The sequence below is a fragment of the Microcystis sp. M_QC_C_20170808_M9Col genome, assembly GCF_007095495.1.
GTDB lineage: Bacteria > Cyanobacteriota > Cyanobacteriia > Cyanobacteriales > Microcystaceae > Microcystis > Microcystis aeruginosa.
Map to the genome: position 1 here is coordinate 1 of NZ_SFBZ01000109.1, position 14,171 is coordinate 14,171.

Here is a 14,171-nt window from a genome sequence, read left to right on the forward strand (position 1 = left end):
GGTCTCAAGCTCCCCCTAACGGCCACCGAGAAAACCTTCACCAGCTAAGTATTTTTACTCAAGTCTCTGGAGGGGGACAGCTTATGTGACAGTTGAGGGTGCGGAATGTGGGTTTTAACCTAGTCGTCATCAATCCCCGATCGCTCTCTACCCCGACCATCCCCAACCCGCGACTATTTCCCGTTGCTCATCCATTCCCGAAAGTGACGAGAAGATCATTCAACGCATCCATATCGCCATCCATTAAAAACGCATCGTGACCGTGCGGCGATCGCAACCAAAATAATTCAGAATTGGGGATATATTTCGCCAATTCCTCTTGTTCTACGGGGGGATAAAGAAGATCCGAATCGATCGCCACGATCGCCGTCGGTTGTTGAATCGACTGTAACACCGATTCGTAACTTTTTCCCGTCCGGGTGACATCATGACGATCCATCGCCCTACTTAGGGTGATATAAGCATTGGCGTCAAAACGTTCGACTAACTTTCTCCCCTGATATTCTAAATAGCGGGCGATCGTAAACTCTCCCCCCTCCCCGTACTCGCGGCCGAAACGGGACTCGAAACTGGCGTGCGATCGGTAGGTAGTCATCGCCATCATCCGGGCTGCCGATAAACCCCGGGCTGGAGGGCGATCGAGCGCATAATTTCCCCCTTGCCAATGGGGATCGGCGTAGATCGCTCCCCTTTGGGCCTCTCCCAGCGCGATACACCAGGCCGAATGTCGTCCCGAAGCGGCGATGACAGCGATCGAGCGCGTCTTCTCCGGGTACAGTAGCGCCCACTCCAAAACCTGCATTCCTCCCAAGGAACCCCCGATCACCAATCGCAAAGACTCGATCCCCAATGCGTCCACCAACAGCCGTTGTAGGTGAACCAGATCCCGAATGGTGATCTCCGGGAAAGTCGGACCGTAGGGTTTACCGGTACGGGGATCGATCGAAGTGGGGCCGGTTGTCCCGTAGCAACTGCCGAGAATATTGCTACAGACAATAAAATCCCGGGTCGGATCGAGAACGCGTCCGGTTCCTAACAAAGGTTCCCACCAAGCTTCCACGTCGGCCCATCCCGTGAAGGCATGACAGACAATAACCCCGTTATCCCGCTTGTTATTCAAAATTCCCCAGGTTCGATAGGCGATCCGCACCCTTTCGAGAACCGCCCCCGATTCGAGAACAAAAGGATGCGGTGGGGAATAGAAACGGGTTTCCGGGGAGATCAAGTCTAGGCGATCCATGGGCGGGGTGGTGGGTTATAAACTCTGGAAAGTTTGCTGGAAATCCTCGATAATATCGTCAATATGTTCCAAACCCACGGAAACGCGGATTAATTCGGGCGTTACTCCCGCCGATCGCTGTTCTTCTTCGTTTAACTGCTGGTGAGTCGTCGAGGCGGGATGGATAACCAGGGTTTTTGCGTCCCCCACGTTGGCGAGATGACTAGCTAGTTTCACCCGGTTGATAAAATTCCGCCCGGCCTCGAAACCGCCCCGAATCCCGAAGGCTAAAACCCCGCCGAAGCCGTGTTTTAGGTACTTCTTCGCCCGTTCGTGGTAAGGATGTTCCGGTAATCCGGGATAATCCACCCATTCCACCTGTGGCTGTTCTTTGAGCCAGTTCGCCAAGGCCAACGCATTGGATACATGACGATCGACCCGTAGGGAGAGGGTTTCCAATCCCTGTAGCAGTAAAAATGCGTTAAACGGACTCAAGGCGGGCCCAAAATCCCGCAATCCCTCCACCCGCGCCCGGATAATAAAGGCGATATTGCCCAAAGGGCCGGACGGTCCGAACACCTCATAGAAATTCAACCCGTGATAACCCGGTGCGGGTTCGGTAAACTGGGGAAATTTGCCGTTTCCCCAGTCGAATTTACCCGAATCGACGATTACTCCGCCGATGGAAGTGCCGTGACCGCCGATCCATTTGGTGGCCGATTGCACCACGATATCGGCCCCCTGTTCGATCGGGCGACAGAGATAGCCGCCGCAACCGAAGGTATTATCGACGATGAGGGGAATGCCGTTCTCGTGGGCGATATGGGCCAGGGCGGCAAAATCGGGAATATTAAATCGGGGATTGCCGATCGTCTCGACGTATAAGGCTTTAGTGCGATCGTCGATCGCCGCTCGAAAAGCCTCGGCCTCATCGCCATCGACGAACTTGACATTTATTCCTAAACGTGGTAAGGAGACTTTGAACTGATTATAGGTTCCGCCGTAGAGGTAGCTAGTAGAAACGATATTATCCCCCGCACCGGCAATATTAGCGATCGCTAGAAATTGCGCCGCCTGACCGCTAGAGGTGGCCAGGGCCGCCGCGCCTCCTTCTAAAGCGGCGATCCGCTTCTCGAAGACATCGGTGGTCGGGTTCATGATCCTGGTGTAGATGTTGCCGAACTCTTCCAGGGCAAACAGTCGCGCCCCGTGGTCGGCATCGTTGAAAACGTAGGAAGTGGTTTGATAGATGGGAACGGCGCGGGCGTTGGTTCCGGGGGCAGGTTCCTGGCCGGCGTGTACTTGTAGCGTCTCGAAACGGTAACGGTCAGACATGGGCGCTCAGGGACGAAAATAAAGGATAAATTCCTCGATCTGTGCGCTCGAGGAAAAAGGGTGATTAAATGACCTCATTAGGGGATGGAATGGGTACAGTAGGCTTATTCGCTTACTGTATTTTTCTATCATAGCCATTTCTGCGAGTCAATTTATCGAGATATCCTGTATACAGAATATCTTTTATGCCGAAACTAGATTGTGTTAAGGTAATTGCTATAAAAGAAAGTACCAGCTAGACTGGTGGAATGAGAATGTACCATTTAAGACAAGGGAAATTTTGTTATAATTGTTTCTGGATAATCCCGATTCCTTTCTTGGACAAATAAATGCTTTTTTGGTCAAGTTTCTGACTAAAACTAACGAGATAATCGTTTTGATTCATGATTAGTAAAACATTTAATCGGCGACTATGGTAACTATAAATAGACAATTATTTCCCGATATTTTGCCAGCCAGAAGGAAAAAATAACGAGGCTAAATCTGACTTCATCTAAATAATATAGGACAACTTTACCTTCATTTTCTAGTTGATAAAATTCTTAAGGTAGATAAAAATATCGCTAATTACCAACATAAAATTAGTCATTTTATTTATTTGCCAAACTATCCTATCAACCATCTATATTATCAATTAAAATGCTCAAAATTCGTCTTTTAGCTAGACCAAGTAATCTCTTTTTTTTGTTATTCATTTTGGCAATTATTTTTAATCCTTTCGTGATTGTTAATGCGGGAGAAAGAGGAGTTTTAATGGTCTTTGGTCAAGTACAGGATAAAATACTTAATGAGGGTATTCACGGGATTATTCCCGTTGTTAACACGGTGAAAAAACTAAGTGTGAGAATTCAAAAACAACAGATAGCGGCCGAAGCTTCCTCCAAAGACCTACAGGAAGTATTCACAGATGTGGCCCTGAATTGGCATATTTTAGCATCAGAAGTTAATACTATTTTTCAACAAATTGGCGATGAAGCGGCTGTCATTGAACGAGTGATCGATCCAGCAGTGGAGGAAATTCTCAAGGCAGTTATGGCTAAATATACCGCCGAAGAATTAATTACTAAACGGGAGGAGGTGAAAGGGGAAGTAGATATTCGTTTGAGCGAAAGACTGAAAAATTATCATATCGGTGTCGATGATATTTCTTTGGTTCATGTCAACTTTTCCGATCGCTTTACCGATGCGGTGGAAGCCAAACAAATTGCTGAACAGGAAGCTAAAAAAGCCGGTTTTATGGTGCTGAAAGCTCTGAAAGAATCGGAAGTAAAAATCAATCTGGCTAAGGGAGAGGCGGCAGCTCATCGCATTCTCCAAGATTCCTTAAGTCCAGAAGTTTTACAGAACAAAGCGATCGAAAGATGGGACGGTAAACTTCCCCTATTTATGGATGATAATCTGCTTAAGTCCCTTGAATTGGCTAAAGATAAGCGAAAAACTAAATGATAAAAACAATTTATTAAAACCATAAGAAAGAATACTTGATTTTATTGAAGTTCACTGCGAGGAACTCCTCTATGCTGTTTAAATCCCGAAAGACAAAGCAGAAATTTAACCCTGATTACTGGCGAGATCATTCGGCCAACGAACGCACCTATCTGTCTTGGATGCGCGCCTCGATCGCTTTGATGGGTTTTGGTCTGGTCATTTTGCGTTTACGGACGGCATCTTCTACCGTCCTAGGATTGGGGTGGCTGTTGGGTTTTGTCTTCGCTATGGTGGGATTATTAACCGTTGTCATCGCCACGCGCCACTATTTTCTCATCCGGCGAGCGATCGATAGTAATAGCTACGAACCCGCTCAAGTCTGGATTATTTGCTTTAGTATAGCGATCGCTTGTCTAGGGTCGGGAATTCTCTATTTTGTCGCCACCAGTCCCGATAGCGGTGGAGTGGAAAGCATCGGTTTCGATTAAAACCCCATCCTCGGACGGAGCGGGATGGGGAGAAAATTGCTCGATACAGGCGGTAAAATCCAGATAACTACTTAGAATTACCCATTTTCCGACCTTTCCCAAGAAGGGGCAAAAGGTGGACAAATTAAAGGACAGGCGCGCCAATGACTGTGAACAGGGACTCCCAAGCGTTGACAATAGCCGTTTCCTCTCCCCTGAAACTTATAAAACCGACAGTAACGACAGGTAGAGGAACAAGTAGCAACTTTCGGGAGAGGATTTCCCGTGGATTCGATCGCTGTTAGTTTTGAGGATAGGGTGGAAATGGTGTCTAGCAAGGAAGTCTCCAAGGCTAACGGGGTTCACTAGCGACTCTTACCGTACCTAGTCACAAATTATTTCACAGTCGCCCGTCGTCCCGGAGTATAACGATTGACACGCTCCTAAAAAATTGAGAAAATCCCTTGCTGCCAGAACTATTCCACCACAACACGCCTAGAAAAGCCCCAACTTAAGGAGACCGCCACCATCATCAATACCATCCACTCTGGCGGCAAATAGGTTGGTTGACAAGCTTTTAATAACAATCTTCCCCCTACCGCTAAAACCGTCAGATAGGCCGCATCTTGTAGGTAAACAAACTCAGCTAACCACCTGACAAATAAACCGGTTAAAAATCGTAGGGCTAACATTCCCAAAATACCACCAGTCAGGAGAATCCAGAATCGATCGGCTAGGGCGATCGCTGTTGTCACACTATCGAGGGAAAAAGCCAGATCCGTAAAAGCAATCAGAACAATAACACGGCCAAAAGATTCTATGGCGAGATTAGTGGCAAAATTTTGGTCTTCTATTTCTATATCTAAAAATTTCTGGCAAAAATGCTTACCCGCTAACCAGATCAGATAAATAGCACCCAGTACCTCCACCTGCCAGAATTTAACTGTCCAACTGGCACTGACTAACAGGGCAACTCTTAACACAAATGCCCCGGCCAATCCCCAGTTTAAAGCCTGGCGTTGTTGTCTGGGGTCGGGAAGTTCTCGCACCAAAGCGGCCAGGGCGACGGCATTATCGGCCGATAGAATGGTTTCTAAGACTGCCAGGGTGAGAATAGTGCCGCAAGTGGTTAGAGAGAGATTTTCAGCTATATCGAGAATTTGAGGGGACATATAATTATATTTTTACTCCTATCACGTTGTAGATGCGTCTTGGTATTTCCTGCTAGGATTCTTGACTATTTTTTTGTCGGTATAAATCTAAGGTCAAGTTCTTGAGCTTGCGATCGATGGCGAGATTGCTGAAAACGCTCTCCTTGACTAGGATTTTGGCCGGACACTATCATCTTAGGTAGGGGACAAGCATAAAAGCAAATATTCTTAATTGTCGTTTTAATAAATAAAAGTGATGAAAGGGCGAGGGACTTTCTTGGCTTTGCATAAAGGGAATTTATGGATTTGAAAACAAAGAATATTTGTTTTTATTAAAGCCATTGCCTAGAGTGAAAACAGAGACTCAAAAAGATCACTCAAGGAGATCAAAAACGATGAAACCGAAGCTACTGACAGCCTTCTGTCTATTGCTAATCACAGTTTTTTCTTGCTTCCACCCTGCCATCGCTGGGGCCGTTACCCCCACTGGCGGCGCACCGGCAAAAATTACTCTGGTCGAGCCAGCTGCCGCCGATAATCTGCAAAAACTACAGGAAACTAACGCCTGTGTCGGTTGTGACTTTAACGGAATTAGCCTCAAAGATTTAAACTTGTCCTCGGCCAATCTAGAAGGAGCAAACCTCAGTCAAGCGGATCTAGAAAGAACTAACCTACAGGGTGCTAATCTCAAAGGGACTGACCTCCGGGGAGCCGACCTCGGCAAAACTCTCCTAGCGGGAGCCGATTTAAGCGGGGCCAATCTCTTAGGTGCAGATTTAGAAAAAGCTAACCTGCAAGGAGCAAACTTAACCAACGCCAATCTGCAAAAAGCTGACTTAGAGAAGGCCAATCTCACTAATGCTCGGTTAGACGGTGCTAACCTGCAAGATGCGGACGGTGAAGGCGCGATCGGTGTCGATCCCAATCTATTCTAAAAAAGTTGGCGTTGCTGAATAAGGTATGAATGCCAACCGTGCAGGTTCCCGTGCAAAAGTTAGTTTGGGTCTAGGTTTGAAAAATCCCACAAAAGAAGATTCAGATCTCAAATCAGCAACGTCCTTACTTTTAAGCAAAAACGCGAGCATCCCGAGGACGAACATAAACTTGCTCCCCGACTTGGAGATGCAGTTGATCCAGTTGTTCTCGATTCAGATGGGCAATCAGGAGAGAGCGATCGGGTAGAATTAATTCCACATCGATGGCCCAACCCAGATGGATAATGCGCTCAACTTTTGCCTCAATGCTAGACCCATTGGGAGAAGAGAGAATTTCTAGGTCGTGGGGACGAATGAAAATCTTGACTCCGTTAGTACCCCCTCCGAGCTGCTCGAATAGTGCAGCCGAGGTCGGTGGTAAAACATTCACCCGGCCGATAAAACTCATCACAAAAGCAGAGGCAGGATGATCGTACACCTGATCGGGAGTTCCCACCTGTTCGATTTTACCCTCATTGAAAATTACGATCTCGTCGGCCACTTCCATGGCTTCCTCCTGGTCGTGGGTGACAAAAACACTGGTGACATGAACCTCCTCGTGTAACTGTCGCAACCAAACTCGTAGCTCTTTTCTAACTTTGGCATCCAAGGCCCCAAAAGGCTCATCTAATAATAATACTTCCGGTTCCACCGCTAAGGCCCGGGCTAGGGCAACCCGTTGACGTTGACCCCCGGATAGTTGGGCCGGATAGCGATCGCCTAATCCCTGCAATTGAATTAAACTCAAGAGATTGTCCACTCGTTTTTGAATGTAGTCCGGGGCAGCTTTGCGAATCTTTAAACCGAAAGCGATATTCTGACGCACCGTCAGGTGTTTAAAAAGCGCATAATGCTGAAAAACAAAGCCAATGTTCCTTTTTCTGACATTTAAATGGGTTGTGTCTTTGCCGTTGATGATAATTTTGCCTGTGTCGGGAGGTTCTAATCCTGCGATCGCTCTCAGGAGAGTGGTTTTTCCTGAACCGGACGGCCCCAGCAGTGCCACCAGACGATTCGATTTGATCTCTAGGTTGATGTTGTCTAAAGCAGTAAAGGTGCCGAATTTTTTCGATACTCGCTCGATGATGATGCTCACGGTAGCTAATCCTCTGGCAAAAAAATGTATAGGGTTTGACCGTATTTTAACCATGATTCAATCGCAATCGTATTAAAATACACTTACATTTTACAAGATAGCAAGAAAATTAAGTTTCGATTCGGAGATTACTGGTTGTAAACAGAGACTAAAAAGATTGAACAGCGATAAAAGCTTACTATTACTCTTTTTTGCTCTTTTAGTCGGTTCTAAAGGCTTAATTAACTAATTTTGTCTCTTAACCACCAGAAACACACCGGAGAAAAGAGACAACTGAGGCAAAAATGGACTATTCTTTATTGACAATATTTAGCTTTTTTATCGGAATTGTCGTGGGATTAACGGGAATTGGCGGTTCATCCTTGATTACACCCCTATTGATCTTTGTATTTCAGGTTCCCGCTACCACCGCAGTGGGTTCCGATGTGGTAGCGGCCGGGTTGATGAAAGTGGTCGGCACCGTTCGTCACTGGCAACAGCAAACGATCGAGTTAGAAGTGGTAAAATGGCTAGTAATTGGCAGTGTACCCGGTTCTCTGTTAGGATTAGTCGGTTTTCGCTATTTTCAGCAGAATAGCTCTCTCAATCTCGATCAATGGTTGCCTCCTATCATCGGCCTTGTCTTGATGATCGTGACTGTCCTAGCGGCCCTGGAACTACTAATCTCCTTATTTTTTCCCGATTTGTCCCCTTGGTCTTGGCCAAAATTAGATTTAACCACTCGCTCTGGTCAGATAAAAACAACGATATTGGGGGCAGTTTTAGGCTATTTGGTCGGTTTAACCAGTATTTCCAGTGGTTCCTTATTTGCATTGGTCTTGATGACCTTTTTTCAGCTTGATTCTCGCAAATTAGTCGGTACAGATCTATCGCAAGCTTCCATCCTCTTAACCTGTACTTCCATCGGTCATCTGGGATTAGGAACAGTAGACTGGAATCTGGTACTTCCCATCTGGTTAGGTGGGATACCGGGGGTAGTACTGGGAGCAAGATTATCGGAATATTTCCCCAAAAATGCCCTAAAAATACTGCTTTATACGGTTCTAGTCACGGTCAGTTGGCGCCTACTCCAACCCACCTAACCCCCATAGTTCACTCGAAAGTCATCATACTACCCATCAACAGATCGGGACTGGTGGCGACAAAATAGATAATTCCCGCACCGAGAATAACGATCGCTAAACTAAATAGTACCACCCATCGATCGGCTGGTTCGTAGGTATCTTCATCTATATCTCGTCTGACTGTAAAATAATGGGCTGTGGTCAAAAATACGGTCAATAAACCCACTAAAGCAAACATTAAGCCTAATTTCCAGCCATAACCTGGCCGGGGAACCAGAGGAGGATGAAAGGCCCGTAAGCGCAGGATAACCATACCAAAACCCATTAATGCGATCGCCGTTCGCATCCAAGACAGATAGGTGCGTTCATTGGCCAGATGATCGCGGACTCGATTGGGATTGACTTTTTTCGGTGTAATGCTGGTCTTGCTTTCCGTCACTGGTGATTTGAGAAAAAATAACATGATCGAGATGACTAGGGGTCGGTTTCAAGGTGAGCGCTTGAGAAGATGATGTTATTCTATGGCACTTGAGTTATAGATGGTATGGAAAAAATCTAAAATCTCTTTTTAGATGTATTTGTATTGAATCAAAAATCAAATAGGGTTTGCTGAATAAATCTAAAAACATTGTTCGATAAGACTTTTAGACCTTTTTGAAATCCAAAAGTACCGGCCATTGGAGTGATCGGGGGGAAAATCCCTGGACTTTTTCCCTGAAAATGGGTAAAACCCTACACCCTACACCCTACACCCTACACCCTGCCCCCAGGAAAAACTTTTTGCCGCAAACCCTAAATAGATTCTGCTTGCTGCTGGAGAAGGGTCCATCCATAGCTTAAGGATAAGGCCAAGAAAGCCAGGGGAAGACTTTCCTTGATTATAAATACACCCAAACCGATCAGCACACAGGGGACAAAGTGGCTGCCGTGACTGGTAATTAAATTAGCGATCGCTGGTAATTGGGTTAACTGATGAGCAGTAAAACACCAAACACCCACCAAGATCAGAAAAACGCTGACGATAGTGACTAAATTTGGCCAGGTATTACTAGCGAACAGCGGCAGATAAATCCCGATATTATCACTGCCATTGGCGATGGTAATTGCCGCCACAGCACCGGTTTGAGGGGAAAACCAGGCCAGCAAAGGAGAAGACGGTGCTGATTCTACAGCCATCTCCAGAGGATTATCCGTCTCGGTTTCTTCTCGCTGCCAGAGACTCCGAATCCCGAAAATCACCGGCAACAGGCCGAGAAAACGAATCCACTGAGCCGGAATCAAGAAACTCCCGAAAAAGCCAGTTAAACTCGCCAAAATCAGCAGTATAAAGCCTAAATACTGACCGATAACGATATGACGACGGCGAAAAAGTTTATTGACCTGGGCGAAAAGAATCGTCAAAATCAGTATGTCATCGAGATTAGTGGCAATAAAGGCCGCTATTGCTGTGGATATGGCAGTAATCATGGTAGTCATAGGATTTTTTTCTTAATCGGCTCTTCTGGTCTCGATCGCCCTACTTCTACTCTAGAAAGAGCCATTAATAAAATCAAATATTCTTTCTTGTTGATTTAATAAATTAAAATGATGGAAAGACCAATAGAGACGGAAAACCCATTGCCATGGCCAGAATGACCCTAGATCAACTAGAAATCTTTCTCGCGACTGCTGAACATCTCCACTTCACCAAAGCAGCAGAAGCTTTATATATCACCCAACCGGCCGTCAGTGCCGCCATTGCCTCCCTAGAAAATGAATACGGGGTGAAATTATTCCATCGCGTCGGTCGTCACATCGAGATCACGGAAACAGGACGTTTACTGCAATTAGAAGCGCAACGCATTCTCACCCAGGTGACTTTGACAGAAAGGGGATTGGCGGAATTTAACGAGTTGCAACGGGGAGAACTACAATTAGGGTCGAGTTTGACTATTGGTAACTATTGGCTCCCGGCAAAAATTAGCGATTTTCAGGAGCGCTATCCGGCAATTAAGATCAATTGCACCCTAGCTAATACGGAAGAAATCTGTCTGGGTACGGCTAACGGACGTTTTGACCTAGCATTAATCGAGGGAGAAGTCAAGAGTGATTTAACACATTGTTTAGAACAGGAGATCGTCGGCAGCGATCGCTTATTAATTATTGTCGGACGTTCTCATCCCTGGTATAAAAGAGAGGCGATCGAATTACCCGAATTAGTGGAAACCCCTTGGGTAATGCGAGAATCGGGATCGGGAACTCAACAAAGATTCGAGGAAGCTTTACAGAATTGGGGCATCGATTTACGGACATTAAAGGTGACTTTGGTGTTAAATACGGGGGAAATGGTGAAAGCAATCATCGAGAATAGTTTGGCAGCTGCCGGTATTTCCGAATTGATGGTTCAAAAGGAATTAGAATTAGGCACATTGCGATCGATTCGAGTCATCGATACTTCCGGTTTATCCCCTCGCTATCTCGAATTTATGCGCCCTTTTTTAAAAATAAAACACCGTCAGCGCTTTCAACCCCGCGTCTGTCAAGTTTTCGAGCAGATGTTGTAATCTCATAAGTAGTCGTGCAAAATTAATTTCCTAGTCGAGACAGGAGACTCCGAGACAGGAGACTCCGAGACGGGAGACGGGAGACGGGAGACGGGATACAGCTATTAGGGATCGGATTTGAGTTTTCAGTTCACTGTTTCCTCACATCAGAAGTCTGACGGGGTAGTGGCTTAGATGTGTAATTAATTGTGCTTAGATACTTAGCAATCACCGAAAATTAACCTGAGCAAAAATAAAGATATGTAAGGGAAATTATTTTTGGCAAAAAAGAGAGATTATAAGTAAGTAGTTATAATTAAATTGAAGATAGATTTTGCCTCTGATCCCCCTTGATAAGGGGGGTGTCTGACAACTTTTAACACCTACCTACTTACTAAATTTGGTTATTAAAAACTGATTATTTATTCTCCCTTTTGCATGAGTGCCTATCCTGATATGTAGCCTATACTCAACGGATTTAGTATTAGGTATAGACCTCGACCTAATATTATCTCAGGCAACTAGACTCACTTTCTGCACTTCTTAACATTCAATTGATAATTTTTACTAATCTATTGCTGACAAACCTTTGCCAATCAGGATTATAGCTACAATGATGGATTTTTTATTAAGGTGAAGAATTGTAAATTTTTTTCTCAGAAAAAATCAATTATTGAAAATGTTCCTAATAGTAGTTTATACAATGAAGGTTTTTTGTCAAAACATCTTGGGGAATGTAAAAATATATAAAAGTATATGAAGATGTGCGGAATGTCGGCCCTGTCTGTGGAGATTTTAGATAGATAGTTTGATATTCAACAAGAGGAAAATGGCATGAACACAAATCACAACCAGAGTTATGGCCGGTTGAAATGGAAAGCGGTGTCGGCGCGGGAGGCCCAGCACCTGAACGAGCAGGGAGTTTCATCGTCAATCCCCCAGGGGCCGAAATTCCTTAAAGAGCTACCCCCCGATAGCGCGGTGTACGAGCCGAAGCAGCCGATCACAAAGAAACTTAAAAAGCTCATCGACGATTACGCCTATGGGGGAGCCTTCCAGAGCGCGATCTTGAAGGTAAGTCAACAGCGCATCCCCGAACTCGATCGGATACACAACCTCTACCAATTTTACTATTACATCGATGCCCTGGTAACGTGGATCCCCGGGTTGCGGGTCTGGGAATGGCAGGGCGACATTTACCACGAACGCACAGATTATCTGCACCTGACGCAGTTCTATTACTACTTCAACCAGCCCGAACTCGTCTCCCTGCAAAGCCCGATCGCTCCCTTTACCGGCGAGGCTCTCACACCGCTATCCCTCTGGCTTCGGGAATTTGCGGTCGAATGGGGCGAATTTCTCGACACACCCGAATCGGCCAACCATCTCGTAACCTATAAGTTCGGGCCGGAATATACCTACCAGGACTACAATGGGGGCGAAAACGGGATCGAGAACTACAAGACATTCAACGAGTGGTTTTCCAGAACTTTCAAGGATATCGATCGACAGCGCCCAGTCGCCCAGCCAGACGATCCTCGGATTATCGTCTTCCCAGCCGAGTCCACTTTTGTCGGCCAATGGACTATCACCACTCCGGCGGGCGAGCCGATGCCCGCACAGTCCTCAATCGTGGTCAAGCACGTCGAATGGCCTATCCCAGAACTGTTAAAGGGTTCCGAGTATGCCCAGGATTTCGAGGGCGGCATTCTCGTCCACAGCTTTCTCAATGTCTTCGACTATCACCGGCAGCACGCCCCGGCAGCGGGCAGGATAATTGAGGCTAAATTTATCCCAGGACAGGTTTACCTGGATGTCCAACTTGACCTACTCGATGCTGAGGGACGTGCCGATGAAAACTCATCCTTGGCCAACGTGGCCATGCCGCACCGTTATCTGGATGCACAGGATGCCACAGACTATCAGTTTGTGCAGTGCCGTGGGCTTTTTGTCCTGGAAACCGCTATCGGCAAGATCGCCGTACTGCCCATTGGAATGGCACAAGTATCCTCCGTTGTCTTCGTCAAACCAGGGACGCAGGAACTTATCCGTCTTACCCAACAGGAAAAGAAGGGGCGATCTTATGATGAGCAGGTGGCACTGATCAACGAGAAGGTGCGCCAGGAGGTGGTGGGAAAAACGGTGTCGAAGGGCGAGATGATCTCGACTTTCCTCTTCGGCGGCTCCGACATCGTGATGGTATTCGAGCGTCAGTCCAACGTCAACATCACGGCTACGGTAAATGTTCACTATCCGGTGCGGAGTCAGTACGCCTATTCAAATATCGCCAAACTGCTGTCGTTTTGATCGTGCTTCGCTGTTCTATACTGGCGGAACCTGTCATCTCCAGGGTTCCTTCCAGCCGACATTTTAGGTAAAGTTCCAATATGAAAGATCGAGCCAATTCCCTGTATGAATCCGACTTCTATGGGTGGACAGAGCTACAAGCGAAAGCTCTAGCCAACCGACAGGTAGAAGCTCTGGACTGGCAAAACTTACGGGGGGAAATCATTTCCTTGGGTAAACAAGAATATCGAGAACTGGTGAGCCGTCTAACCGTTTTGGTAGGACATCTTCTCAAATGGGAATATCAGCCAGATAAACGTTCTCGCAGCTGGTTTTTGACGATTAGAGAACAGAGACGAGGGATCAGACGGCATCTAGAGGGCAATCCTAGTTTAAAATCCCAGATACCGACCGCTTTATCCGATGCTTTCGAGGCCGGAGTGGATTTGGCTTTGCGAGACACGGACTTACCGATACGGACTTTTCCCTCTCACTGTCCCTTCACCTTCGAGAACATCATGGCCGACCATTTCCTCTGCGATACGAGTCAGGATTGGCCGTAAATTTAACGGTTATACCGCCTCGACGGGTATCTGTATCTCAACAAGTAATTTAAATACGCAGGCAGC

14 protein-coding genes are annotated in these 14,171 nt (G+C 46.4%); 7 read left to right on the forward strand and 7 right to left on the reverse strand.

The window, feature by feature from the left end; translation table 11 throughout:
- Positions 1-187: 187 nt before the first annotated feature.
- The gene (gene metX / locus EWV68_RS06780; protein WP_061432704.1) at positions 188-1,240 is read right to left on the reverse strand and encodes a homoserine O-acetyltransferase MetX; all 1,053 of its coding nucleotides are present in this window, start codon (positions 1,238-1,240) and stop codon (positions 188-190) included.
- A gap of 15 nt (positions 1,241-1,255) precedes the next feature.
- Positions 1,256-2,554, reverse strand: a complete 1,299-nt coding sequence (locus EWV68_RS06785; protein WP_061432703.1) for an O-acetylhomoserine aminocarboxypropyltransferase/cysteine synthase family protein — start codon at positions 2,552-2,554, stop codon at positions 1,256-1,258.
- A 639-nt stretch (positions 2,555-3,193) separates the two neighbouring features.
- Between EWV68_RS06785 and EWV68_RS06790 the strand changes: the two genes are divergently transcribed.
- Together EWV68_RS06790 and EWV68_RS06795 are read left to right on the forward strand one after the other, a co-directional pair.
- The gene (locus tag EWV68_RS06790; RefSeq protein WP_287169280.1) at positions 3,194-4,000 is read left to right on the forward strand and encodes a prohibitin family protein; all 807 of its coding nucleotides are present in this window, start codon (positions 3,194-3,196) and stop codon (positions 3,998-4,000) included.
- A gap of 71 nt (positions 4,001-4,071) precedes the next feature.
- Positions 4,072-4,470: a YidH family protein gene (locus EWV68_RS06795; RefSeq protein WP_287169281.1), complete on the forward strand. Its 399-nt coding sequence runs from the start codon at positions 4,072-4,074 to the stop codon at positions 4,468-4,470.
- A gap of 77 nt (positions 4,471-4,547) precedes the next feature.
- Here the strand turns inward: EWV68_RS06795 and EWV68_RS06800 are convergent, their stop codons facing one another.
- Positions 4,548-4,787, reverse strand: coding sequence for a hypothetical protein (locus EWV68_RS06800; protein ID WP_287169282.1), 240 nt, complete (start codon positions 4,785-4,787; stop codon positions 4,548-4,550).
- A gap of 138 nt (positions 4,788-4,925) precedes the next feature.
- Positions 4,926-5,621 carry a TerC family protein gene (locus EWV68_RS06805; protein WP_287169283.1) on the reverse strand — a complete coding sequence of 232 codons (696 nt, stop codon included), beginning with the start codon at positions 5,619-5,621 and terminating at the stop codon, positions 4,926-4,928.
- A 374-nt stretch (positions 5,622-5,995) separates the two neighbouring features.
- Between EWV68_RS06805 and EWV68_RS06810 the strand changes: the two genes are divergently transcribed.
- The gene (locus EWV68_RS06810; protein ID WP_287169284.1) at positions 5,996-6,535 is read left to right on the forward strand and encodes a pentapeptide repeat-containing protein; all 540 of its coding nucleotides are present in this window, start codon (positions 5,996-5,998) and stop codon (positions 6,533-6,535) included.
- A 130-nt stretch (positions 6,536-6,665) separates the two neighbouring features.
- Here EWV68_RS06810 and EWV68_RS06815 read toward each other — a convergent pair whose 3' ends face one another.
- On the reverse strand, positions 6,666-7,670 hold the full coding sequence (locus tag EWV68_RS06815; RefSeq protein ID WP_061432699.1) for a sulfate/molybdate ABC transporter ATP-binding protein: 1,005 nt from the start codon (positions 7,668-7,670) through the stop codon (positions 6,666-6,668).
- A 284-nt stretch (positions 7,671-7,954) separates the two neighbouring features.
- Here EWV68_RS06815 and EWV68_RS06820 point away from each other — a divergent pair, with 284 nt between their 5' ends.
- Positions 7,955-8,752 carry a sulfite exporter TauE/SafE family protein gene (locus EWV68_RS06820; protein ID WP_061432698.1) on the forward strand — a complete coding sequence of 266 codons (798 nt, stop codon included), beginning with the start codon at positions 7,955-7,957 and terminating at the stop codon, positions 8,750-8,752.
- Positions 8,753-8,762: 10 nt separating this feature from the next.
- On the opposite strand, the gene EWV68_RS06825 is transcribed toward EWV68_RS06820, so the two are convergent.
- On the reverse strand, positions 8,763-9,197 hold the full coding sequence (locus EWV68_RS06825; RefSeq protein WP_061432697.1) for a YidH family protein: 435 nt from the start codon (positions 9,195-9,197) through the stop codon (positions 8,763-8,765).
- Positions 9,198-9,526: 329 nt separating this feature from the next.
- A complete protein-coding gene (locus EWV68_RS06830; protein ID WP_061432696.1) occupies positions 9,527-10,210 on the reverse strand; it encodes a cadmium resistance transporter in 684 nt (227 codons plus the stop codon).
- A 146-nt stretch (positions 10,211-10,356) separates the two neighbouring features.
- On the opposite strand from EWV68_RS06830, the gene EWV68_RS06835 reads away from it, so the two are divergent.
- The 3 genes from EWV68_RS06835 to EWV68_RS06845 all read left to right on the forward strand — a co-directional run bounded on the left by EWV68_RS06835 (position 10,357) and on the right by EWV68_RS06845 (position 14,105).
- Positions 10,357-11,277 (forward strand): LysR substrate-binding domain-containing protein, encoded by a 921-nt coding sequence (locus tag EWV68_RS06835; protein WP_287169285.1) that lies wholly within the window; start codon positions 10,357-10,359, stop codon positions 11,275-11,277.
- Between the two features lie 813 nt (positions 11,278-12,090).
- Positions 12,091-13,563, forward strand: coding sequence for a phosphatidylserine decarboxylase (locus EWV68_RS06840; RefSeq protein ID WP_002795722.1), 1,473 nt, complete (start codon positions 12,091-12,093; stop codon positions 13,561-13,563).
- A gap of 80 nt (positions 13,564-13,643) precedes the next feature.
- Entirely contained in the window at positions 13,644-14,105 is a 462-nt protein-coding gene (locus EWV68_RS06845; protein ID WP_016515615.1) for a DUF29 domain-containing protein, read from the forward strand.
- The last annotated feature ends 66 nt before the right edge of the window (positions 14,106-14,171 follow it).